Here is a 22,836-nt window from a genome sequence, read left to right on the forward strand (position 1 = left end):
CCTCCAGCCTCCAGTTGCTGTTACAATATCCGCTTTCTGCCTTCTGGGGTTTCTCCGGTGTCTGTCGTGTTCGTCGCTGCTTCCAAATTGCCGACGCCATTCGGTGTGTTCATCATGCACGGTTTCCTCGATCAGGATACCGGCAAGGAACATGTCGTACTGACGCTGGGCGATGTTGCCGATGGCCAGCCCGTTTTGGGCCGCCTGCACTCCGAATGCCTGACCGGAGATGCCCTGTTCAGTTTGCGTTGCGATTGCGGCTTCCAGTTAGAGGCCGCGCTACGAGCGATCTCCGAAGAGGGCCGTGGCGTACTGCTGTATCTTCGCCAGGAAGGCCGTGGCATTGGTCTGCTGAACAAGATCCGCGCCTATGAATTGCAGGATGGCGGGGCCGATACCGTCGAGGCCAACGAGCGTCTCGGCTTTGCGCCGGACCTGCGCGATTACGCGATCTGCCTGCCCATGCTCGAACACCTGGGCATCACCGAGATCAAGCTGATGACCAACAACCCACGCAAGGTCAAGGCGCTGCAGGGCTTCGGCATCCGCGTCGCCCAGCGCATGCCGCTGCAGATCGCGCACAATCCGCACAACCGCAAGTACCTCGCCACCAAGGCCGGCAAGCTCGGCCATATGCTCGGCGAGATCCATCAGGGCGAAGTCGAGCAGTCGTGAAGCGTACGGCGACCCGCCACCCGCATTCCGCCTCGGCTGCACTGATGCGAGCACTGTCGCTGGTCGTGGCGTTGCTGCTTGCGCCGCTGCTTGCCGCATCCGAGCGGGTCGTCAGCCTGGCGCCCTCGCTCAGTGAAATCATGCTGGAGCTGGACGCCGCCGATCTGCTGGTGGGCGTGCTCGACGGCGGCGAGAGGCCCGGCGCGCTGGCCGGTTTGCCATCCGTGGGACGCCTCGGCCAGCTGGAAATGGAAAGCCTGCTGGCGCTTCAGCCGACCCTGGTATTGCTCTGGCCGGACAGCATCAGCCGCGCACAACGTGACCAGCTGACAGAGTTCGGCATCCCGGTGCTCGCCGTACAGCCTGTAGCCTTGGAACAGCTGGCCGAGCAGTTTGCACGGATCGGTCAGCGCATCGGCCGAGGCGAGCAGGGCCGCGCACTGAAACGTCAGTTTTCCTCAGGCCTGGAGCGGCTTCGGCGCCGCTACCACCGAGAGCAGCCGTTGTCGGTGTTCTATCAGGTTTGGAATCGTCCCCTGTACACGCTCGGTGGACGCCAGATCATCACTGAGGCCATCGAGGTATGCGGTGGTCGTAACGTATTCGCCGATCTGCAACTGCCGGCGCCCCAGGTCAGCGTCGAGTCCGTGCTGTCGCGTAACCCGGAGGTCATGCTGGCTGGCAGCGGTGCCCAGCTATCCGAATGGAAGGCCTGGCCGCAGTTGGCTGCGGTGCGCAAGGGATACCTCTGGGAAGTACCCGACAAGGGCCTGGAGCGGCCGAGCTTCCAGATGCTGGGGGCCATCGCAAAGCTCTGTGAGGTGATGGCGCAGGCCGCACCCTGAGCGAGCGCGGCCCCCGCGAATCTACAGCGCAGGCGTCCAGATGATCGCCAGCAGGCCGGTGCGGCCCTGTTCGCGGTAACCGTAGACGCTGTCCATGTCGGCAAAGGTGCGCTGATACAGCGCCTGGTGATAATCCTTGTCCAGCACGTTCTCCAGCTTGGCTTCCCAGCGTAGTTCGGGACTGGCCTGCCAACGGGTGCGCAGGTCCAGCACCGCATAACCTGGAAGCGTGCTGCGCTCGGGCTGGTAGCTCGCATTGAATCCGCTGTCGTCGAAACGCTGGCTGAAGGCTTGCCAGGTCGCCCCGACGCCAAAGTCGCCAAGCTGACGATCGAGGTCCAGGCTCAGCGTGCGCTTGGCGCGGCGCTGCAGCACACGACCGCTGTCCCGGTCACGCGGGTCGATGATGCTCAGGCCGAGATTGGTCTGCCAGCCCAGCAGCTCACGGGCCACACTGGCCTCGAAACCGTTGACGCGGGCGTGGTTGACGTTCTCCATCTGGCGGCCGCCCCAGGCGATCATGTCTTCGACGTCGCTGCGATAAAGCGAGGCTTCGAGTCGCGTACCGCTGAAATCGGCGCGCCACTGCAGCTCGTAAGTCTTCGAGGTTTCCGGTTTGAGGTCCGGATTGGGACCCCAGGCCGGCGGTGCGTAGAGGTCGGTGAAGGTGGGTGCGCGAAAGCCTTCGCCATAGCTGAGGATCCAGCGCTGCGATTGGCCTACCGGCAGGCTGAACGCTGCGTTCCAGCTGTTATGGCTGCCAAATTGCTGGTTGTCGTCGTGGCGCAGGCCCAGCTCGGTGCCGAAGTTGTCGCCCTGATAGCCGTGCTGGGCGAAGAAGGCCAGGTTGTCGCGGCTGTCTTCCTGATAGGCCGTGGTGGCGTCCAGGCGATCCTCGTACCAGTCGCTGCCGAGCGCCAACCGATGCTGTTCGGTAAGCGAGATGTGGTTGATCCAGGCCGCCGAGTGGCGGGTGGTTTCCAGCAGGCCGTCGTTGTAGGCCGAGCCCACCGCGTGGTTGCGGTCGAAACTGCGCCCCAGCTCCAGGCGGCTGTTCCAGGCCTCGCTCAGCTGCCCGTCCAGGTAGCCGCTGTAGCTGCTGAGGCGGAATTCGTCCTGCGGTGTGCCCGGCGCGAATTCGTACGCATCGTCATATTCGTTCTCGCCGCGCTGGTCGTTGAGGCTCAGGCCAGCCTTCCAGTTGGTGTCGAACTGGTGATCGAGCTTCAGATGCAGGGCCTTGTTGCGCTGACCATCGTCGTCGCGGTCGGCGCCACGGTTGTCACGGGTGACATCGAAGCCTTCGCGCTCGTCGAGGCTGGCCCCGAGATGCACGCGGGTCTGCTCGGTGCCGCCAGCCAGGTTCAGGCTGCGCTGGAATGTCCGGTTGCTGCCGGCGGCCAGGCGAACTTCAGGGTTCAGGCCCGGCTCACCGCTGCGCGTGAAGATCTGGATGACGCCACCAATGGCATCGGCACCGTAAAGTGAAGAGCGCGGGCCGCGGATGACCTCAACACGCTCGACGTTGTCGATGGCGAGGTAGTCGAGGCGGGCGAAACCGCTGGTTGCCGAGGAAATCCGCTGGCCGTCGAGCAATACCAGGGTTTGCGCCGTGCCCGTGCCGCGCAGCGACAATGAGGGCAGACCGCCCGCGCTGCTGACCTGCACGCCGGCTACCCGGCGCAGCAGCTCGGGCAGGCTGCGCGCCTGCAGGCGCTCGATGTCGGCGCGGGTAAAGACAGTATTGGCAGCGGTGGCCTGCGCGCGTGGTTCGGCTTGGCGCGCCGACGTGACGAGCATGTCGGGCAACTGATAGCTGCCATTCGCGTTCGTCTCGGCAAATGCCTGAGCGGCCGGCAGCAGTGCCACAGCCAAGGTAATACGGGACAGTTTCATCAGGATCGATCCTCAAAAGAACGGAGCTTTCGAGGAGGGCAGAAACAAGCGTGCTGAAATCAAGGCGCAGCAGCTTGACGGTGCTGCCCTCCGCAACACCAGTCGAATCCGCCAGGCCGGTCTCCGGGCTTTCGACGCGCACCACGCTCGCCTTCCCGTGCTGGGCACAGTGGCGGTTGAGCGGGCGGTGATCCAGGGGACCACGGTCGATTACCGTTGCGGGGGCAGCGCCGGCCTTGCTCATCGAGCGCACCGGCTTCCCGTTTAATGCCGACCTTGCGGTCGTGCACACCTGGGCGGATAGGAAATCGCGGGAACCTTAAGGGCTGCTCGGGAGAAAAACAAGCAAAGCGCGCGGGGCCGGGAGAAAGTGTGCGCGAGGGGATGCCTGGCCAGGCCTGGCGCAAAGGGCCGCCGGCGCACTGACCGGCACCCGGCTGCCGCCGTGCTGTGATGGCTTTGGTGATGCCGAGCAGGCGGCGAGGCGGCGCTGGGTACCGGCGCACCCAGCGCAACAGCGTGTCAGAGCCGAGCCAGCCGGGTGCGGATCGCCGCTTCGATACCGGCGGCATCGAGCCCGCATTCCCTGAGCATCTCGCTGGGCTTGGCGTGCTCGACGTAGTAATCCGGCAGTCCCAGATGGAGGAGCGGCTTCTGCAGGTTCTCGCCGGCGAGCAGTTCACCGACGGCACTGCCGGCCCCGCCCATGATGCTGTTCTCCTCGAGGGTCACCAGCAGCTCGTGGCTGTCGGCCATCTGCCGCACCAATGCCTCATCCAGGGGTTTGACGAAGCGCATGTCGACGACTGTTGCGTTCAGGGTTTCGGCAACCTGCATGGCCTGCGGCAGTTGCACGCCAAACACCAGCAACGCGACCTTGCGGCCCTGGCGACGCACCACGCCCTTGCCGATTTCCAGCGGCTCCAGGCCGGGTTCGATGGCCGCATTCGGCCCGGTGCCGCGCGGGTAACGCACCGCCGCCGGCCCCTTGAAGTGATAGCCGGTGGTGAGCATGCGGCGCATCTCGTTCTCGTCGCTGGGCGTCATCACCAGCATGCCGGGGATGCAGCGCAGATAGGACAGATCGAAGCTGCCGGCATGGGTCGGGCCGTCTTCGCCGACCAGGCCGGCGCGGTCGATGGCGAACAGCACGTCGAGGTGCTGCACCGCGACGTCATGGATCAGTTGATCGTAGGCGCGCTGGAGGAAGGTCGAGTAGATCGCCACCACCGGCTTGGCGCCCTCGCAGGCCATGCCCGCAGCCAGCGTCACCGCATGCTGCTCGGCGATGGCGACGTCGAAATAGCGGGCCGGATAACGCTCGCTGAAGGCGATCAGGTCCGAGCCTTCCTTCATCGCCGGGGTGATACCCATCAGCCGCGGGTCTGCCGCGGCCATGTCGCACAGCCATTGGCCGAAGACGTTGGAATACTTCGGGCCGCCGGGTTTTTTCGGTGCGACCGGGCCGCCGATGGGTTCGAGCTTGCTGATCGCGTGCCAGGTGATCGGGTCGACCTCCGCCGGGGCGAAGCCTTTGCCCTTTTGGGTGACCACGTGCAGGAACTGCGGGCCGGAGAGTTCGCGCATGTTGCGCAGGGTGGCGATCAGGGTCGGCAAGTCGTGGCCGTCGATGGGGCCGATGTAGTTCCAGCCGAGTTCTTCGAACAGCGTGCCGGGCACCAGCATGCCTTTGGCGTATTCCTCGGTGCGGCGGGCGATTTCCCAGGCGCCGGGCAGGCGTGAGAGGACCTTCTTGCTGCCCTCGCGCATGCTCGAATAGGTACGACTGGAGAGGATCTTGGCCAGGTAGTTGGACAGGCCGCCGACGTTGCGCGAGATCGACATGTCGTTGTCGTTGAGCACCACGAGCATGTCCGCACCGACTTCCGGCGCATGGTTCAGCGCCTCGAAGGCCATCCCGGCGGTGAGCGCGCCGTCGCCGATGATGGCGACGGACTTGCGCTTCTTGCCCTGCAGGCGGGCGGTAATGGCCATGCCCAGCGCGGCGCTGATGGAGGTGCTGGAGTGGCCGACGCCAAAGGTGTCGTACTCGCTCTCGCTGCGGCGCGGAAAGGCGGCGAGGCCATCCTTCTGGCGCAGGCTTTCCATGCGCTCGCGGCGCCCGGTGAGCATTTTGTGCGGATAGGCCTGATGACCGACATCCCAGACCAGGCGGTCCTTCGGCGTGTCGTAGACGTAGTGCAGGGCGATGGTCAGCTCGATCACGCCGAGTCCGGCACCGAAGTGCCCGCCGGTCCGGCCGACGCTGAACAGCAGGTCCTGCCGCAGCTCGTTGGCGAGTTCTTCGAGTTCCGCTTCGCCCAGCCGGCGCAGCTGCTCGGGCGTGGCCGCGCGATCTAGAATGGGCGTCGCAGGGCGGACCCGAGGAATCTCATGGAACGTCTTGGGCATCGGGCGAATCGTTTTGGCTGAAAAAAGAGCCGCAGTTTACCCGATGGTTACAGCGAGAAGAATGACTCAGGCATCAACGGTCATCGCCCGTCGCTTGGCGACACGGCTTTACGTTGCCTGGTTTCAGCTGCGGCGTTGGACGGTAAAACAAGCCAGTTGACGCAAAGGCTCGGCGCTGGGCCCGAACGAGGCAACGGCATCGAGCGCCGTATCCCGTAGCTCGCGCGCATAGGTCTTGGCGCTGTCCATGCCCAGCAGCGCCGGGTAGGTGGGCTTGTTACGCGCGATGTCGGCACCCTGGAATTTGCCCAGCGTAGCGGTGTCGCTTTCCACATCGAGGATGTCGTCCTGTACTTGGAACGCCAGGCCCACCGCTTGAGCGTACTGCTGCAATGCCGCCAGTCTCTGCTCATCGGCACGGCCACTGGCGAGGGCGCCGAGCCGTACGCTGACTTCGATCAGCGCGCCGGTCTTGTGCCGGTGCATCAACTCCAGAGCGTTGCGGTCGAGCTTCAGCCCCACCGATCCCAGATCGATCGCCTGTCCGCCGACCATGCCGGCCGGGCCCGCCGCGCGGGCGAGGCTGGCGACCATGTCCAGGCGCAGGGATGAGTCGGATGGGTTGAACGGGTCGCGTGCAAGGGCGTCGAACGCGAGGCTCTGCAGGCCGTCACCGGCGAGAATCGCGCAGGCTTCGTCGAAGGCCTTGTGGGTGCTGGGCTGGCCACGGCGCAGGTCGTCATCGTCCATGGCGGGCAGATCATCATGCACCAGCGAATAGGCATGAATCAGTTCGACGGCACAGGCCGCGCCATTCGCCAGGGCAACGTCGCCTTCGAGCGCTTCGCAGGCAGCGTAGACCAGCAGCGGACGGACGCGCTTGCCGCCGTTCATCACGCTGTAGCGCATGGCCTGATAAAGGCGGTGGAGTTGCGGGCGAGGTGGAGAGAAGAGCGTGTCGAGGCAGCTGTCGACGCGTTGTTGGCAGCGTTGCTGGTAGTCGCCGATCATGCTTCGGAATCCGCCTCGAATGGCGCTTCCTGCAGTTTGCCGTCACGCTCCAGAAGGATCTGTACCTTCTGCTCGGCCTGGCTCAGTGCTGCCTGGCAGTCACGGGTCAGACCGATGCCCTGCTCGAAGCAGGTCAGCGAGTCTTCCAGCGACAGCTCGCCGCTTTCCAGACGCTCGACCAGCTGCTGCAACTCGGCGAGGGATTGTTCGAAATCGAGGGCGATTTTTTTGCGGGCCATGGCGGAACCTGTTCTCTGCGGCTGCTCTGAAACGGGCGCGACACTAGCAGAGCTGGCCGGCATAAGCCATAAGCCTAGCGGGCGGGCGTACCGGTCAGCTGGTTGAGGATGCCACAACCATGCATGGCGCGATTGCCGGTGCAGCAGCTGCGTAGTTCCTGTAACTGCCGCTCCAGGCATGGAGGCTTTCCAGTCGCGTGCGGACGCGTTCGAGCTGCTCGTCGATCAGGTGGTCGATGTCGCCGCAACCGGCCGCCGGGTGATCGGCACCTGTTTTTGCCTTGCGCAGGCTGGCCCGCCAACGTTTTTTCAACGGCCTGCTAGGCTTCGGCACAGTTCGGTTCGGTCGTGAAGGTCTTGGATGAATCCACCAGGCCTACCTTTTCCAGGGTGCGGCGACCGATCAGAACCGGGTAATTCATCTTGTCCCGATCATTCAGCGAGAACTGTTCTTCGTACATCTGGTTGCCCAGGCAGACCTTCATCAGCACTACCGGACGTTCTTCGGCACCGCCTGCGCCTCGCACCTTGATGTCGCGCACCATCTTGCGCTCCAGGCGAGCCCTGACGTCTTCGTTGGTATCCACATCCTCCAGTTCGATTGTGAAGCGCACCCATTCGTCGCCCTCTTTTTCGAAATGGTCGATGTTTTCGGCGTGCATCGAAGAGGTCAACGCGCCGGTGTCGAGCTTGAATTTCACCGCGACCCGCTCAGGGAGGATCAAGCCTTTCTCGACCCACCCGAGTACTTGCGGCGGGCTTGCAAGGGCTGTCCCGCTGACCACGGCAGTCAGCAGGGCGGCCAGGATTGATGGGATATGGCGGGATAAACGGGGGCGTATCGGGCGGCGCATCTGTCACCTCGGAAGTCAGCGAATGCTGTGAGTCCATAGAGTCCCGTTGCCGCCATCGGTTCAAGTTCAGCGCGCCTCGAAGCGAAGCGGCGCAGATGAACCCAGGCTCGCCTGATGCTGGGCCATTGGCGATCGCCAATGGCGCGATTGAGAAAAACAATCGGACAGTTGGGTTTTTTTGGGCTCAACCAGTAGGGCCCCATGCACTCAGTGCCCGTCAGCGGCCCCCATTTCGCTGAAAAGGAGGTTGTTTCCAAGGGAAGTCAAAAGAATCGAGGAATCGAGAGGTGAACCATGTTCGTCCATAACAAACGACTGCAATACACCGTGCGAGTCGCAGCGCCCGATCCGGGCCTTGCAAACCTGATGCTCGAACAATTTGGCGGGCCTCAGGGGGAGTTGGCCGCTGCCATGCGCTACTTCGTCCAGGGTGTGTCCGAGGATGATCCGGGCCGCAAGGATATGCTCATGGACATTGCCACCGAGGAGCTCAGCCACCTCGAAGTCATCGGCTCCATCGTCGGCATGCTCAACAAGGGCGCCAAGGGCGAGCTGGCCGAAGGCGTCGAGAAGGAGGCGGACCTGTATCGCTCGCTGACCGCTGGCGGCAACGATTCGCATACCACCTCGCTGCTCTACGGCGGTGGCCCGGCGTTGACCAACTCCGCCGGTGTGCCCTGGACGGCGGCCTATGTCGACTCGATTGGCGAGCCGACGGCGGACCTGCGTTCCAATATCGCCGCCGAGGCGCGCGCCAAGATGGTCTACGAGCGGCTCATCAACGTGACCGACGATCCTGGCATCAAGGATGCGCTGCAGTTCCTGATGACCCGGGAAATCGCCCATCAGAAATCGTTCGAGAAAGCGCTGCACGCCATTCAGCCTAATTTCCCCCAGGGCAAACTGCCGGGCGATCCGCAATTTGCCAGCGTCTACTACAACCTCTCGCAAGGCGAAGGCGATCTGCGCGGACCCTGGAATCAGGGGCCGGAGTGGGAGTTCGTCGACGATCCGCAACCGGCGGTGGACGGCGGCGATGGCAAGCCTTCCGTAGGGCTGAGCAAGGCGCAGCAGAAGGTGGTCCAGCAGATGGCGGTGCGGACTCAGTCCGACGTCTCCATCGATCCGATGACGGGCGCCGATCTCGGTGCCGGAGAGGCGGTCAGGAAAGGAACGAGCTGACCGGCGATGCGCTGCCGACTCGTCTGTGATCAGGCGCGTCGGTAGCCTAGCTGTTCACATCTGCCAGGTGAGCCGGCTTCCCAGGCCGGCGTTTTCGATTGTCCGACGAGCAGCCTGCTACGCCGAAACCGAGACGTCCCTCAACTTGTCCGCGGTGATCGGTAGGATTGGGCCAGCGCCGCACAGGACTGTCACGATTGAATCAAGCAGCGATCCGCCGCTGAAGTCTGCGCAATTCATGAAGCTGCAATTTATGAAGATTAAATCTACGAAGATGCGATCTGGTACATCATGATTAGTACCGCGCGCTCCGTTGCGTTCACCTCGCCGTGACGGGCCGGTTGAGCAGCTCTATCTGCGAGGCCGGCGGTCGGCAGAGGCGTATACAGCGGCATTTTTGCGCGTTAACATCGCCAGTACGTCAATCGGGTTGGAACTAATCAATGAATTCGCTGTCTCGTCCGGCCGATTTGTATACGCTTCAGCGGCAGTTTTCTTACTTGTTTGGTGTCTCGCATGGATAGCCCCTCCTTGAAGATTAATTCCCGAGTCGCGGTACTGGATTTGGGTATGTACATTTTCCGCTACTCGGTACCGGCCGGCGACACCCACCGCAGAAGTTACCTAAGCCTTCATCAATCGCCGATCGGAAAAGGGTCGGTGGATTTCTTTCCGGGCGAAGGGGTGAGCCGCAACACGCTCACCGCCCCGGGAGACTGCGTGATCGTCCGGGTCAAAGGGGCGCAGGCGAGTGTACTCGTCACCGAGTACCATCCGGAAAATGAATCCAACCGGATTCACCTTCGCCTCGACAAGATCGATACCTCAGCGTCGCTTATCGACCCCAAGCCAATCGACCCCAAGCCAATCGAGCAAAAGCCAATCGACCAACAGGCCGGGGCGTGCGAACTGGAATGGCTCGGTCACATTGAAACCCGGGGTGATGTTTCCGCCACCTCGGGTTGGCTGGGCGATCCGAATACGGCACGGAGGCTTGAAGGGTTTTCCGCCAATTGGCTCAACAAGCCTGACGGCCTGGACCTCGCCTATCTCTGCCGTGCCGCAAAGGGCACAGAGCCCCAGGTCGGTCTCGCCGGAACATTCGTCGGCACTCGCCGAAAGGCCAAACCAATCACCTCGGTCGCGTTTGCGCTTAGCGGACAAAGCGCGGCTGACCATGAATTGACCGGGCAGGTAGTTTTCGCGGGTTCCCCCCCGCTCACTATTTCTCCGGACAAAGAGCTGTCAGGCCCTAATGGCACTGAACAGCTTGTGGCTATACGGGTTGTCGTAACGCCCAGGGCTGCCCAGGCATCCTCTCCTGCTTCCCCCTGGACTGATCCCGTCGTAGCACAGATCTTCCGTAGCAAATAACCAAATTGAATTTTGAGCGCCTAACCGCTCGATAGAGGAATCCGAAACATGGCTCTCCAATATGACTCCGTTTCTTCCAGCGCAGATTTTCAAGCGGCGCTGACAGCTACCACCCTGAGCGCCGCTACCCAGGACGCCATTACCGCCATCCTTGGTGACAGCGAAACCGTAGCCGTCGGCTCATTCGACGGTACCACCCTGACGGCGCCTTCCGGCGTCGACGTAGATGTGGTCTTTGCCGACATCGCCGGCAATGCAGGCGAGCAGGTACCCCTTGCGCTGCCCGCTGATGCAATGGCTTCGGCCAGCGCCTGGGTATTCAACTCCGAGGCTGACCTGACCATCGGTTTCACCAATGTTGAGCGAGTTATTGCCAGCGGCAACGGCAATGACACGGTCATCGTTGCGGGCGACCAAAACATCGTGCTCGATGGCGGGGCCGGCAACGACTCGCTGAGCACTTCCGGTGGCAATGATTCGGTCATCGGCGGTGCGGGTGACGACTCCATCTCGACTGCAGCAGGCGATGACACCATCGTGGCGGGTGAGGGTAACGACACCATCGACGCAGGCACCGGTTTCGACATCGTGCAGATCGAGGGCGCTTCTTCCAGCTTCGACTTCAGCGTCCTCGGCGGCAGCCTGGTTGCCACAGCCCTGGACGGTTCGGCCTCGGTAACGGCGTCGAATGTGGAAGTGTTCAGCTTCGGTGGGCTAGACAAGGACAACGTGGTGATCACCGCCAACGACACCGCTGCCAACGCAATGCGTCTGTATGAGGGGCTTTTGGCGCGCTCTGCAGACGTGAGTGGTGCCCAGTACTGGCTTGACAAGGTCGGCCAAGGCGCCTCGCTGGAAGAGATCGCCGGCAGCTTCCTGGCCTCAGAGGAACTACAAAGCTATGGCGAGCTGAGCAACGAAGAATATGTTCTTGCTCTATACGAAAACGCACTCGACCGCACTGCTGAAGACGCGGGCCGTGACTATTGGGTTAGTCAGATAGAAAACGGTGCTAGCCGCGAGCAAGTGGCTATCAGCATCGTTGGCTCCCCAGAAGGCGCAGACGCAATCGACAGCGTCATCGTGATCACTGGTCTCGTCTGAGCCCTGTTGATTTGACGTAACCAATATCCCGACCGTCAGGTCGGGGTATTTCCAAACCGGATTCCAGCAAGTGAGTCCTGTCCGGAAATACCCCTCTTTTGTTTGTTTGCGCGTATTCCCAGTCTGGAGGCGCCATGTTGTCTGCCCTCTTTCACGAGCGCCTTGCGGCGGGAGATACCGACTCCAGTCTCCATGCGCTCGAACTGGCGTTGCAAACACCGGCCTATCGAGACGAGGCGCTGGTCTGGAAAGGCCTGCTGGCCTTGCGTGAAGGGCGGATGTCGGCAGCCTTCCTGCCGCTGGCAATCGCCAGCGAACGCTTCGCCAAGCGGGCGGAGCTCAAGGCGCTCCTGGGCCGCTGCCTGGGTTCGATCGCCCCTGCTGAGCTTGTGATCAGCTTCCTTCGCGCAGCCCTGGTCGCCTTCCCGGCTGACCCTGCACTGCGGCAACAATACTGGCGGACCCGGCAGGCCCTGTGCGCCGCCGATGAGCTTGCGGCAGAGCTCGCCGCGCAACTGGCCTACATCGACAACCCGTCCGAGTTGAAGCTGGCGCTGCAGCTTCTCAAACGAGGAGGCGGAGCACCGCTGACCTTCGGTGTGGTCGATTATGACCCTGTGCGAGGCGCCCTCGTCGGCTGGGCGGTCGATCTGCAAAACCCCGATCGACCGCCGATGCTGCGTCTTGAGGCGGGCTCCGTGACGGCCGAAATCCCGGCCGACCAACCTTCTGCGCTGCTCACCCAGGCCGGCCTTCCTGCAGGCCACGGCGGCATCCTTGTCCGCCTTCCCCGGCCGGTGGATAGCCTCCGGGTCAGCTTCTGTCAGGGCGCTGAGCTCATCGGCAGTCCGGTGGCGGCCGTCGCGCGCTTCGAGCCGCCCGTCCCTGGCGATAAGCGTCCTGCGAAGCAGCCCGTCGATATATTGCTGCCCATCTACAAAGGCACCGAAGCGACGCTTGCCTGTTTGAACAGCCTGCTCGGCTCCAGCCAGCACAACCGCACGCCGCACCGGATCATCGTGCTGGATGACTTCAGTCCCGAGCCTGCCCTGGTACGCGCCGTGGAAGCGCTGGCGCGCAAGCGCAAGCTCATCCACATCAGGCGCCCGGCCAACCTGGGCTTCATCCGCAACATGAACCGCGGCATGGCGCTCAACCCGGCGAGCGACGTGCTCTGGCTGAATGCCGACACCCTGGTGCAGGGCAACTGGCTCGACCGCCTGCGCGCCGCCGCTTACCAGGCACCGGATATTGCCTCGGTCACGCCCTGGAGCAACAACGGGGAGCTGATGAGCTTTCCGCAGAGCCGCGTCTGTCACCCCATGCCCAGCGCCAGGATGCACGCCAGGCTGGACAATCTCGCCCGCAAGAGCGAGCTGGCGCCGGTGGAGATCGAGGTGGGTTGTGGCTTCTGCCTCTACATCAGGCGCGACGCGTTGAACGATGTGGGCTACCTGGATGAGGTCGAGTTGCGGCGCGGCTACGGCGAAGAGTCCGACTGGTGCCTGCGCGCTCGCGGCAAGGGTTGGCGGCACCTGGGCGCGACCAATGTGTTCGTGGCGCATGCCGGCGGACAGTCGTTCGGCGCGGAAAAAGCCCTGCGGGTGTTCCAGAACAACGCCGTGTTGCGTCGTCGCTATCCCGATGCCGAAGGTCGCTTCGATGCCTTTGTGGCTCGCGACCCCCTGCGCCCGGCCCGCGACGTCTTGCAGCGGCTTGAGGACCCAGAGCTTGCGCAGTCGAGCTTGCGCAAGGCGAGGGCCGATGAATCTGTTGACAGAAGCGCATCGCAATCCTCGCAGCCACGTCTGGCGGCCGGCGCGCAGCTGCCCGGCCAATGCTGGCTGATCGCCGACCGCCTGGACAATCAAGCCATAGGCGAGCAATGGCTGGGATTGGCACGGCAACTCGCCCGCCAGCGTCAGCCGATCAGCCTGCTGCTCGTCGAAGACAGCCCATGGGAAGTGCAACTCCTGGCCACCGGCCGGGTAAACCGCCTGCCTGCTGTGGAGGGTTTGACGGCCACGCAGATCATTCAGCTGTGCGACACCCGCCTGGCGGTGAGCCTCGACGAAACACCCCGCATTCTGGCAAACGGCGCCTGCTCCAGCACGCAGCTCGCAATCGAACACCAGCTGCCGCTGTACGCGCCTGCATCTTCCGGGCTGAGTGTGCTCGGTGCACTGAGCGTTGAATGGCTGCGGCCCTATCTCACAGAGCCCGCTTGCGCCTGATTACCTATGAACGCACCCGAAAAATACGTATCTCAATTGCTTGGCGCCATTACCGGCCTGCACGGTGACGTGTTGCAGGGCTGGGCGATGGACCCACAGAACCCGCAGTTGCGCCTGGCCGTTGAGATCTATATCGACCACATCTTCGTCGCCCTGGTGCGCGCGGACATGGAGCAGCCGCTGGATGCACCTGGCGATGGCTTCCATGGGTTCGCCGTCCAGCTGCGTCCCGCGTGGCTGGAGAACGCGGAGCATGTGACCGCACGCATTGCCAACCATGGCCCGTGGCTGGATGGGGCCCTGGCTTTGGCTGATGCCGGCAAGCGCAGCGCCCCTGCGCCCATCGCGACACAAGCCTGGTACACCGGCGGCTTGAAGATCAAAGGCTGGGCCTGGGACCCCGACGCGCCAAGCCGCCATGTCACGGTGCAAGCGCGTGAAGGCCTGCGTCAGCTCGTGACGGCCACAGCCAATCAGCCTCACCCAGCCCTGATCGGCCGCTCCACCGCCGATCACGGCTTTGACATCGATCTGCCGTGGGAGCTCGCCGATGGCCAGGCCCACGAGATTCATCTGGAGACCGATCACGGCACGCCTCTGACCGGCAGCCCCATTCGCCTCTGTCTGCACCCCGAAGGCTTCGCGGCGCTGCTGCATCGCTTGTGGCCGGCTCAGGAGCGCGAAAACGGCCAAACCGCCAGCGTGCCGGCGTTGCTGAGTCAGCTGGCCAAGACCCAGGACATCCATTTCCCGCGTAGCGCAGGCTTCAACCATTACCCGCGCTGGCATGCCGTGTTCCAGCAGCCCCAGGCGTACCGGCAAACGCCTGGCGTAGCCGTGGTGGTCTTGCTGGGGGAGGGCAGCGAAGCGGACGAAGCCACCAGCCGTCTGAGTATTCAGAAGCAGCGCCTGCCCGCCGAACAGGTCCAGGTCATCGCGCCGGCTGCGGGCGAACTGCTGGACGAGTTGGCCAGGCATGTCGCAACGGCCGCCATCATCGTGCCGCTGCAGAGGGGCGATCGCCTGGCCAGCCATGCACTCGATACCCTGCTGACGCTGCTTGGCGAGTCGGGTGCAGGCTGGGCTTATGCCGACTGCGACCAGGACGATTCAACGGGCGGGCGCAGCAACCCCTGGTTCAAACCGGGCTGGGATGAAACGCTGTTCTACGGCGCGGATATTGTCACCCCTGGCGCTGCGCTGACCGGCGCTGCCGTTTCCAGGGCCATGGCCGGGCTTGCCCAGGCAGGCCTCGCAGGCAAGGCCGGCTGGCATTGGCTGCTGGCCGGCGTCGTGGCCAGCAACCAGGCCCCGGTGATGCACATCCCGCAGGTGCTCTACCAGCGCCGCGCCAACGCACCCACCAGCCCGCACCTGGCGCTGCCGGACAGCCAACGCCATGCCGCCATCAACTGGCTGGCGCAACAGCGCGCGCCCGGCGCCAGCGTGCAAGCGAATCCGCAGTACCCCGGCCTCAGCCGCGTGAACTGGCCGCTGCCGGCTGAGCTGCCGCTGATCAGCCTGATCGTGCCCACGCGTGACCAGCTCAAGCTGCTGCGTACCTGCATCGATGGCCTGCTCGACAGCACCGACTACCCGGCGCTGGAAATCATCATCGTCGACAACGGCTCCTGCATCCCGGAAACGCTCGCCTATCTGCAGCACATCCAGGGCCGTGGCGTGCGTGTCCTGCCCTATCCCCATGCGTTCAACTACGCCGCCATCAACAACTGGGCGGCTGAACGCGCCAAAGGCCGCATCATCGGCCTGGTCAACAACGACATCGAGATCCTCCATCCCGACTGGCTGAAAGAGATGCTCACGCAGCTATTGCGCCCCGGCATCGGCGCCGTCGGTGCCAAGCTGATGTGGCCCAACGGCATGGTCCAGCATGGCGGCGTGGTAGTCGGCATCAACGGCCTGGCCGCGCATACCGGCAACAACCTCAACCGCGACGATGCCGGCTACCTGGGTTTCAACCACCTGGCCCGCGAGCAGAGCGTGGTCACCACCGCCTGCCTGTTGATGCGCAAGCGCGATTACCTGCGCCTGGGCGGCATGGACGAAAAGCGCTTCACCGTCACCTTCAACGACGTGGACATGTGCCTGCGCCTGCGCGAGACCGGCCAGCGCCTGGTCTGGACGCCCTTCGCCAACCTCGTCCACGCCGAATCCGCCAGCCGCGGCAAGGAAGACACCCCCACCAAGGCCGCCCGCGCCGGCCGTGAACAACAGCACTTCATCGCCCGCTGGTCCCAGGCCGGCCAGCAGGACCCCTACTACCACCCCTGCCTGAGCACCGACTACCTCGCCGGCCCCTACGGTGGCCTCGCCCTACCTCCGCGCAGCAGCGCACCGCGCTGCACGCAGCAGAACCAGAAGAACGCAGAATGAAGATCACCCAGCAAGACCTCGCCAGCTTCATCCCCAGCCTGAGCCAGCCCGGCGACAAGACGCTGCTGAACATCGGCTGCGGCACCGCCAGCCCCGAGCGCCTGCCCGAATGCTTTCGCGGCGCCCACTGGCAGGAAATCAAGCTGGACATCGACCCGCGCGTGAAGCCGGACATCGTCGCCAGCCTCACCGACATGGGCATGGTCGCCAGCGCCAGCGCCGATGCCGTGTGGTCCTCGCACAACCTCGAACACCTCGAAGGCTTCCAGGTGCCGCAGGCCCTGGAGGAAATCCGCCGCGTGCTCAAACCCGGCGGCTTCGCCCTGATCACCCTGCCCGACCTCGGCCGCATCGCCCAGCTGATCACCGAAGGCCGCGCCGACCAGGTGCTCTACACCTCACCCGCCGGCCCCATCACCCCGCTGGACATGCTCTTCGGCCACCAGGCCTCGCTGACCCGCGGCAACCACTACATGGCCCACCGCACCGGCTTCACCGCCGAACGGCTGGGCACCAAGCTGGCGGAAGCAGGCTTCGGGGAAGTGCGGGTGCTCAAGGGGCAGTCGTTTGATTTGTGGGCGGTGGCCGTGGTTGCCAATGCGCCGCTAGCAGCAGCCTGAATCCAGAAGCTCAGCCATGCAGAACTCACTGAAAATCGCTGATCTATTTGCAAGCCTGCCGGGACAGGTCGGGGCCGACTACGCCTACAGCCAGCCCATCACGGCGCTGGACGTGCCTGGCATGAGCCCGGTTTACGGCCTGCAACTCGCCATCTGGCAACTGCGTGATCAGGATCTGCAGCAGATTTTCCCGCTCGATACGCCTGAGGGCCGGCTGGGATTTCTCGCCTGGAGCTTGCTGCATGGGCGTTGCGAATACGCCGCCCTGCGCCAGTTCGAGCCGTTCAGGCAAAAGCTTTGCGAGCCGGCAAGCGTGCCTCAGAGCGAATGGTCAGGTGGCATCTCGCGGCTTGTGCATCTGGCGATCATCGGGCGACGCGACCTTGGCATTGATCCCGAATTGAAAAGCCCGGACGCACAACGTGATGCGCTCTTTTGGTTCTTCGGCTGCAGCGGCTGGCTGGAGCTGGCAATCAGTGATCAGGATGTTCCCGCGTGGCAACGCCGTTTTCTGCTGAATGACCCTGACTTGTCTCGCAGTCGCTTCGCGCGCCTGCTGGTCGAGAAGCGCCCAGACCTGCAAGCGGTTCTAAAGCTCAAGCACCCCGATGGTCGCGCGGTGTTTGGCAATTGGTTCACCCGCAATGCCATGCAGGAAACTGCTCTGCCGCTGCTGCAGACATTTTCGCTCCAGGCGTGGCCGGCGCCGGCTCCCCGCCTTCAGCCACCCAGCAACAACGAGTTTGGCGTCAACCTGATCGGCTATGCGTTCGGAGAACTGGGCATTGGTGAAGACGTGCGCATGGCCGCTCACGCCTGCCAGGCAGCCGGCATCCCCTTCTGCGTCATCGACTTCGCACCAGGCAGCAACATCCGGCAGCACGACCGGAGCGTTGCACAGTGGGTAACCGACACCCCCCGTTACGCGGTCAACATCGTCTGCCTCACCGCCATGGAGCATCTGAGACTGATGCTGATGCGCGGAACCGAACTCTTCACTGGCCGCTACACCATCGGCTACTGGCCATGGGAGCTGCACGACTGGCCGGCCAACTGGGAGCACTGCTTCAACCTCATCGATGAAGCCTGGGCTTCGAGCCGGCATATCCAGCAGGCGATGCAACGCGTAAGCCCGGTGCCCGTGCAATTGATGCCGATGGCTGTGTGCCTGCCACCCGAAGTGGACAATACTGCGCCGCGCCAGCGTGCACGCTTCGGTCTGCCGGAGGAAAAGACGCTGTTCGTCTTTTCGTTTGACGGTAATTCATTCATAGAGCGCAAGAACCCGCTCGGTGTCGTGGAAGCCTTTCAGCATGCATTTACGGCAGCCGACCAGCACACCGGCCTGGTCATCAAATGCATGCGCCCGGATTCAGACAATCCGATCTGGCAACAGATACAGGCCGCAGCCCAGAGCGATGGGCGCATTCACATCATCGACGCGATGCTGGACAAGGCCGATGTGCTGGAGTTGTACCGCGGCTGCGACTGCTTCGTTTCACTGCATCGGGCGGAAGGGTTCGGTCGCGGCATTGCTGAAGCATTGCTGCTCGGCCTCGACGTCATCGCGACTGGCTACGGCGGCAACATCGACTTCTGCGAGCCGGCAGGTGCCCATCTCGTACCCAGCCAAACCGTCCAGCTCAAGGCTGCGGACTACGTCGAAGCCGAAGGCAACCAGTGGGCCGAGCCGGATATTCCCGCGGCAGCCCAAGCCATGCGTGCGGTGGCCCAGCGCAACCATGCGCAGCGGCAGCCCAATGAGATAGCTACCCGCCTGTTCGCGCCGAGCGTCATCGGCGCCCGTTACAGGCAACGACTTTCCGATATTCATGCGGCGCTCCACGCAGCCAATAGCAACACGGTAGCTGCGAGCGCAACGCCACTCATCGAGCAACAATACCCATGAAAACTCTCTGCATTACCAGCACAGCGCATCCCGCTCTCCAGGCAGTAACCGGGCAACTTCTCGATAGTGGAATGGCTGCGGCACACCCGGCGCAGCGCAGCGAAGGTCTGGATATCAGCGCCTGGCATCAACGAGTACTCGCAAAACATCCCGGTGGCGTACACGGTTTGCCGCTGGGGCGCCTCTGGGAGCAACTGGCCACCGATATCTTCATGGCCAATATCGACAGCCCCGTGTGGGGGTGGAGCGATCCGCGCAGCGTCGAACTGCTCGACTTCTGGTATCCGTTCGATCCGCACCTTTATTTCGTGCTCGTCTGCATCTCTCCCTTGCAAGCCATGGCTCACGCCATAGCCTCGCCGGCCGAAGGCGCAAGCGCCGATGAAGTACTGCGGCAGTGGCAGACCAGCCATCAGGCCATGCTGCGTTTCCATCTGCGCCATCCCGAGCGCAGCGTGCTCGTCTGCGCAGAGACCGCGCTTGCCCAAGGTCCGCAGCTGGTCGAAACACTGACGGCCCGCTGGGATTTACCCCTGCAAGCCACTGGAGCACATGACGCACTCGCGCATGGTCTGTATCTCGACCCTGTGGCGGGCTTTCTTGCCCAACAGCGCCTCGAAAACTGCTCGGCCGAGCACGCATTGCATCAGGAAATCCTCGCCAGCCTCACCCCGTTCGGCCAGCACGCCGCACCAGCAGCACAGCCCTTCACGACGGAAAGCGCCGTCGCAGCCTATCGGCAATTGCGTGAACGTAGCCAACAGGCGGACCTGCTAGAGCAGCAGCAAGCAGCCTTGCAAGCCAGCCATGACGACCTGAGTCAGCAGATCCAGAGCCTGAAAGGTGCACGTGACGAACAAAGCCGGCTTGCCAGCGAGCGTCTGCAACAGATCGACGCGCTCAACCAAGAAAAAACTACCCTCACCGCCGAGTTGAGCACCGTCAAAGAGGAAAGCGAGCTCCTGCTTCTGCAACTGCACCAGGTGCAGGAAGAGCTTGAGAGCCTGTTCCTCAAGGAGCAACAGGGCGCGCAACAGCTCAACGCACTCAAGGCAGAACTGGCCAGCCTGACGGCGGCCAGCGAAGCACTGAAAAAACAAAGTGCCGAACTCGCCAAGGAGCGTGACAAGCAAACTCAGCTTGCCAACCAGCGCCAAAGCCAGATCGATACGCTGAGTCGCGAGAAAACCAGTCTCGCCAGCGAGCGCGACACCCTCACTCGCGAGAACACAGAACTCACCAAGGCTCGCGACCAGCAAACACGCGAGATCAAGGAGTGCCGGACGAAAATCGACGCGCTCAACCAGGAAAAAACCGCCCTTGCAGCCGACCTGAACAACGCCCAGGAAGAAAGCGAGCTTCTGCTTCTGCAACTGCATCAGGTGCAGGAGGAGCTCGAACATTACTTCCTCGAATACCAGAAGGTTCAGCAGAACCTGCAAGCGCAGGAAACGCGCTGGCAGCGCATGCTCCAGCGCAACCCTGGCTATTGCGACTACACCCAGTTGAGCGCCGCATCCACAGCCGAGGCAAGCACCCTCGACTGGACACTCGAGGGTCTGGAAGCCGCAGGGCGCCACATACCGCAGCTGGAATGCCAAACCCGGATCGTCGATGGGCATGTTGCCATTGGCATCAAGCGCACCCCTGATAACCCGCAACTGCTGCGCTGGCCGGCACACGCACCCGATAACGAGATCCTGCTGATGGCAGGTTCAGAAACGGAGCACAAGACGCTGGCGCAGTTGGCGACCAGCGATTTCTCATTGATCGACACCCTTGCGCGGGTCTTTGAAAAGGCCCTGAGCAAGCCGGCCGAATTGCAACTCAGCCCGGCGGTCCCGGCTGCCGCTCTGCAAGCGGCCTTCGGGCAGTTCGTGCAGCAACTGGGCGCGTTGCCTCCAACCTTGCGCTACGACCGGGTGCGCCTGAAAAACAACCAGCTCAACCCGGATTACGAACATCTCTGGCTGGTCGTGGACAATCTGTCGCTCGGCACGCATCGCTGGCCGCAGTTCGAGTTCCGCCTGGCTTGCGCCAATGTCGGGCCGCAGCGCTTCGGCACCCATCCGAAACTGGAATTCCCGCGCGGCACCGGCCAGGCGCCGCTACCCGGCTGGTTCGAGGAAAGTTATGACGATAACGGCGCCAAGCTCGAGATGCGCTTCGCCCTGCCCGACGCCATGGACATGCAGATCTGGGGACAACTGGGCGACGTCGATCACCACTTCCTGCGCGCCCTTTGCGCAGTGCTGCCCGAGCTGTTGAATGACCTGCAAGCCAACGGAACCCGCATCAACCGTGCCTGGCAGGACTGGCACGACCTGACCGGCAACGTCCAACGCATCCTCGCGTTGTACGTCCCTGAAGCCCGCCAACTGCAGGTTGTAGCTTGATGAACGTGACGAACACCATGCCGCAGATATCGGCTCTGCAAGCGCTATCCATCGCCTCGCCACACGCCACGCTGGCGTGCCTGGAGATGGCCCGTCAGCTCGCCACGCCGCAAGCGATCATCCACATAGGGGCCGGCCTTGGTCATGGCCCGTTTAGCCATTGGCTGAACTGGCCGGTGGCGTATGCGCGCGTTATCGACAGCGATGCCAAGCGGCTGGAATGGCTGTCGGCGCGCGCTGCGCAGCAAACCAGTTCGACCGACTGGCTGGCCTTGGGTGGAGTGCTCGCCGAGCAGGATGGCGAACGGGAACTGCACCACGCCAGCAACCCTGCTGAAGACGGGCTGCTACCCGCCAGCGCACTGGTCGGCCTCTGGCCCAACCTGCGTCCGCTGTCCACCAGCCACCAGCAAGCCCAACGCCTGGACACCCTGCTGAGCAGCTATCCGATCCCTGTTCAGGAGGGGGAAGGCACCACTTGGCTGATGGTCGAATGCCTGCCGGCTCTGAGCATTCTGCGCGGGGCGACCCAGACGCTTGAAAACGTAAGCGTCATCTGCCTGCGGAGCGTTCTCGACCCGGCTCGTCTGGAAGTGCCAGAAGCCAGCCTGGAGGCTGCGGTCGACTTCCTGAACGCATGGGGGTTCCGATGTGCACACATTGGCGAAACCAACCATCCAGCAATCGGGGAAGCCTTGTTCCTGCGCGATGAAACAGCGCCGCTCAAAGCTGAATGCACAACCCTGCAGATGGCCAAAACCACTGCCGAACAGCTCGCCAACGAGTACCAAGGCCAGATCGACACGCTGACCAAGGACAAAGCCGACCTCACCACAGAGCGCGACGCCCTTGCACAGGAGCGCGCCGAACTCACCCAGGTCCGCGATGAGAAAGCTAAGCAGGCGGAAAGTACCAATCAAGAGCGCGATACGCTAAAACAGCAGTTGGAACAGCGCACGCAGGAACGCGACCAAGCCCTACTGCAGGCCAAAGAGCAAGCCAATCAGCATAAGCAATCGCTGGACGACAAAGCGCAACAGCTCACCGGGCGGGATAAGCAGCTAGCCGAGCGTACCCAACAGCGTGATGAAAAAGCCAAACAGGTGGAAAACGCCACTAAAGGGCGCGACACGTTAAAACAACAATTGGAACAGAGCACACAGGAACTTTACCAAGCACAGCAGCAAGCGAATCAGCATAAACAAGTGCTTGACGAAAAAGCACAGCAGCTTACCGAGCGTGATAACCAGCTAGCCGAGCGCACCCAGCAGCGAGATGAAGCAACTCAACGAACAGAGACAGCAGAAGCGGGACGTGATATTCAGCTCAAAACATTGGACGAAGCACAAAGTAAAATAGAACAACTCGCAGCAGACAATGAATCAATGACACAGAGCAATGAACAGCTTGAGTCGGAATACAAAGAGCAGCTACGATCCGCACAACTTAGTACAAAGTTACTAGCCAAGGTTGAGGCCGATGCATCTGAGCTGCGAGAGCGCTACGCAAAACTAAGCAAAAACGAACAGGAGCTACGTGACTTAATACGCGAGCTGGACAGCAAATTAGAGGCCGCCTCACGCTTCTACCACCAGTTAAGCCAAAAGCACCCCGAATTACTGGAGGAGCTTTAACCTATGGAAAAAAAGTATTAAAAAAAAGGCAGTGCGCAAAAAAAAATAATAAAACTC

General features: G+C 62.8%; 16 protein-coding genes and 1 riboswitch. Of the genes, 11 read left to right on the forward strand and 5 right to left on the reverse strand.

Going from position 1 to position 22,836, the window contains the following annotated elements:
• Positions 1 to 57 precede the first annotated feature (57 nt).
• Positions 58 to 675 carry a GTP cyclohydrolase II gene (gene ribA / locus NA637_RS16645; RefSeq protein WP_256073446.1) on the forward strand — a complete coding sequence of 206 codons (618 nt, stop codon included), beginning with the start codon at positions 58 to 60 and terminating at the stop codon, positions 673 to 675.
• A 44-nt stretch (positions 676 to 719) separates the two neighbouring features.
• Positions 720 to 1,520, forward strand: a complete 801-nt coding sequence (locus NA637_RS16650; RefSeq protein ID WP_256073447.1) for a cobalamin-binding protein — start codon at positions 720 to 722, stop codon at positions 1,518 to 1,520.
• Between the two features lie 21 nt (positions 1,521 to 1,541).
• On the opposite strand, the gene NA637_RS16655 is transcribed toward NA637_RS16650, so the two are convergent.
• From NA637_RS16655 to NA637_RS16675, 5 genes are all read right to left on the reverse strand, one after another.
• Complete coding sequence (locus NA637_RS16655; RefSeq protein WP_256073425.1) at positions 1,542 to 3,416, reverse strand: TonB-dependent receptor domain-containing protein; 1,875 nt, start codon at positions 3,414 to 3,416, stop codon at positions 1,542 to 1,544.
• A gap of 97 nt (positions 3,417 to 3,513) precedes the next feature.
• Positions 3,514 to 3,727, reverse strand: a riboswitch (cobalamin riboswitch).
• Positions 3,728 to 3,938: 211 nt separating this feature from the next.
• Complete coding sequence (gene dxs / locus NA637_RS16660) at positions 3,939 to 5,828, reverse strand: 1-deoxy-D-xylulose-5-phosphate synthase (protein ID WP_256073427.1); 1,890 nt, start codon at positions 5,826 to 5,828, stop codon at positions 3,939 to 3,941.
• A gap of 123 nt (positions 5,829 to 5,951) precedes the next feature.
• Positions 5,952 to 6,839 carry a polyprenyl synthetase family protein gene (locus NA637_RS16665; protein ID WP_256073428.1) on the reverse strand — a complete coding sequence of 296 codons (888 nt, stop codon included), beginning with the start codon at positions 6,837 to 6,839 and terminating at the stop codon, positions 5,952 to 5,954.
• A complete protein-coding gene (locus tag NA637_RS16670; RefSeq protein ID WP_256073429.1) occupies positions 6,836 to 7,078 on the reverse strand; it encodes an exodeoxyribonuclease VII small subunit in 243 nt (80 codons plus the stop codon). The genes NA637_RS16665 and NA637_RS16670 overlap by 4 nt, the downstream gene beginning before the upstream one ends.
• 320 nt (positions 7,079 to 7,398) lie before the next feature.
• Positions 7,399 to 7,932, reverse strand: a complete 534-nt coding sequence (locus tag NA637_RS16675; protein WP_256073430.1) for an ATP-dependent zinc protease — start codon at positions 7,930 to 7,932, stop codon at positions 7,399 to 7,401.
• Positions 7,933 to 8,226: 294 nt separating this feature from the next.
• On the opposite strand from NA637_RS16675, the gene NA637_RS16680 reads away from it, so the two are divergent.
• The 9 genes from NA637_RS16680 to NA637_RS16720 all read left to right on the forward strand — a co-directional run bounded on the left by NA637_RS16680 (position 8,227) and on the right by NA637_RS16720 (position 22,779).
• Entirely contained in the window at positions 8,227 to 9,114 is an 888-nt protein-coding gene (locus tag NA637_RS16680) for a manganese catalase family protein (RefSeq protein WP_256073431.1), read from the forward strand.
• Positions 9,115 to 9,645: 531 nt separating this feature from the next.
• Entirely contained in the window at positions 9,646 to 10,488 is an 843-nt protein-coding gene (locus NA637_RS16685) for a hypothetical protein (protein WP_256073432.1), read from the forward strand.
• Positions 10,489 to 10,536: 48 nt separating this feature from the next.
• Positions 10,537 to 11,592 (forward strand): DUF4214 domain-containing protein, encoded by a 1,056-nt coding sequence (locus NA637_RS16690; RefSeq protein ID WP_256073433.1) that lies wholly within the window; start codon positions 10,537 to 10,539, stop codon positions 11,590 to 11,592.
• 134 nt (positions 11,593 to 11,726) lie between these two features.
• The gene (locus tag NA637_RS16695) at positions 11,727 to 13,826 is read left to right on the forward strand and encodes a glycosyltransferase family 2 protein (protein ID WP_256073434.1); all 2,100 of its coding nucleotides are present in this window, start codon (positions 11,727 to 11,729) and stop codon (positions 13,824 to 13,826) included.
• Between the two features lie 6 nt (positions 13,827 to 13,832).
• Positions 13,833 to 16,220, forward strand: coding sequence for a glycosyltransferase family 2 protein (locus NA637_RS16700; RefSeq protein ID WP_256073435.1), 2,388 nt, complete (start codon positions 13,833 to 13,835; stop codon positions 16,218 to 16,220).
• Positions 16,217 to 16,840 carry a class I SAM-dependent methyltransferase gene (locus NA637_RS16705; RefSeq protein ID WP_256073436.1) on the forward strand — a complete coding sequence of 208 codons (624 nt, stop codon included), beginning with the start codon at positions 16,217 to 16,219 and terminating at the stop codon, positions 16,838 to 16,840. The genes NA637_RS16700 and NA637_RS16705 overlap by 4 nt, the downstream gene beginning before the upstream one ends.
• A 16-nt stretch (positions 16,841 to 16,856) precedes the next feature.
• The gene (locus tag NA637_RS16710) at positions 16,857 to 18,749 is read left to right on the forward strand and encodes a glycosyltransferase (protein ID WP_256073437.1); all 1,893 of its coding nucleotides are present in this window, start codon (positions 16,857 to 16,859) and stop codon (positions 18,747 to 18,749) included.
• Positions 18,746 to 21,145: a hypothetical protein gene (locus tag NA637_RS16715; RefSeq protein ID WP_256073438.1), complete on the forward strand. Its 2,400-nt coding sequence runs from the start codon at positions 18,746 to 18,748 to the stop codon at positions 21,143 to 21,145. The genes NA637_RS16710 and NA637_RS16715 overlap by 4 nt, the downstream gene beginning before the upstream one ends.
• A complete protein-coding gene (locus NA637_RS16720; protein ID WP_256073439.1) occupies positions 21,145 to 22,779 on the forward strand; it encodes a hypothetical protein in 1,635 nt (544 codons plus the stop codon). The genes NA637_RS16715 and NA637_RS16720 overlap by 1 nt, the downstream gene beginning before the upstream one ends.
• Positions 22,780 to 22,836 lie beyond the last annotated feature (57 nt).

The sequence above is a fragment of the Stutzerimonas stutzeri genome, from assembly GCF_024448935.1.
GTDB lineage: Bacteria > Pseudomonadota > Gammaproteobacteria > Pseudomonadales > Pseudomonadaceae > Stutzerimonas > Stutzerimonas stutzeri_AO.

Bases quoted from the DNA above. Each gene is read 5' to 3' on its own strand.
- NA637_RS16650 (WP_256073447.1), top strand. From the start codon at position 720: ATGCGAGCACTGTCGCTGGTCGTGGCGTTGCTGCTTGCGCCGCTGCTT.
- NA637_RS16655 (WP_256073425.1), bottom strand. From the start codon at position 3,416: ATGAAACTGTCCCGTATTACCTTGGCTGTGGCACTGCTGCCGGCCGCT.
- dxs (WP_256073427.1), bottom strand. From the start codon at position 5,828: ATGCCCAAGACGTTCCATGAGATTCCTCGGGTCCGCCCTGCGACGCCC.
- NA637_RS16665 (WP_256073428.1), bottom strand. From the start codon at position 6,839: ATGATCGGCGACTACCAGCAACGCTGCCAACAACGCGTCGACAGCTGC.
- NA637_RS16670 (WP_256073429.1), bottom strand. From the start codon at position 7,078: ATGGCCCGCAAAAAAATCGCCCTCGATTTCGAACAATCCCTCGCCGAG.
- NA637_RS16675 (WP_256073430.1), bottom strand. From the start codon at position 7,932: ATGCGCCGCCCGATACGCCCCCGTTTATCCCGCCATATCCCATCAATC.
- NA637_RS16680 (WP_256073431.1), top strand. From the start codon at position 8,227: ATGTTCGTCCATAACAAACGACTGCAATACACCGTGCGAGTCGCAGCG.
- NA637_RS16690 (WP_256073433.1), top strand. From the start codon at position 10,537: ATGGCTCTCCAATATGACTCCGTTTCTTCCAGCGCAGATTTTCAAGCG.
- NA637_RS16695 (WP_256073434.1), top strand. From the start codon at position 11,727: ATGTTGTCTGCCCTCTTTCACGAGCGCCTTGCGGCGGGAGATACCGAC.
- NA637_RS16700 (WP_256073435.1), top strand. From the start codon at position 13,833: ATGAACGCACCCGAAAAATACGTATCTCAATTGCTTGGCGCCATTACC.
- NA637_RS16705 (WP_256073436.1), top strand. From the start codon at position 16,217: ATGAAGATCACCCAGCAAGACCTCGCCAGCTTCATCCCCAGCCTGAGC.
- NA637_RS16710 (WP_256073437.1), top strand. From the start codon at position 16,857: ATGCAGAACTCACTGAAAATCGCTGATCTATTTGCAAGCCTGCCGGGA.
- NA637_RS16715 (WP_256073438.1), top strand. From the start codon at position 18,746: ATGAAAACTCTCTGCATTACCAGCACAGCGCATCCCGCTCTCCAGGCA.
- NA637_RS16720 (WP_256073439.1), top strand. From the start codon at position 21,145: ATGAACGTGACGAACACCATGCCGCAGATATCGGCTCTGCAAGCGCTA.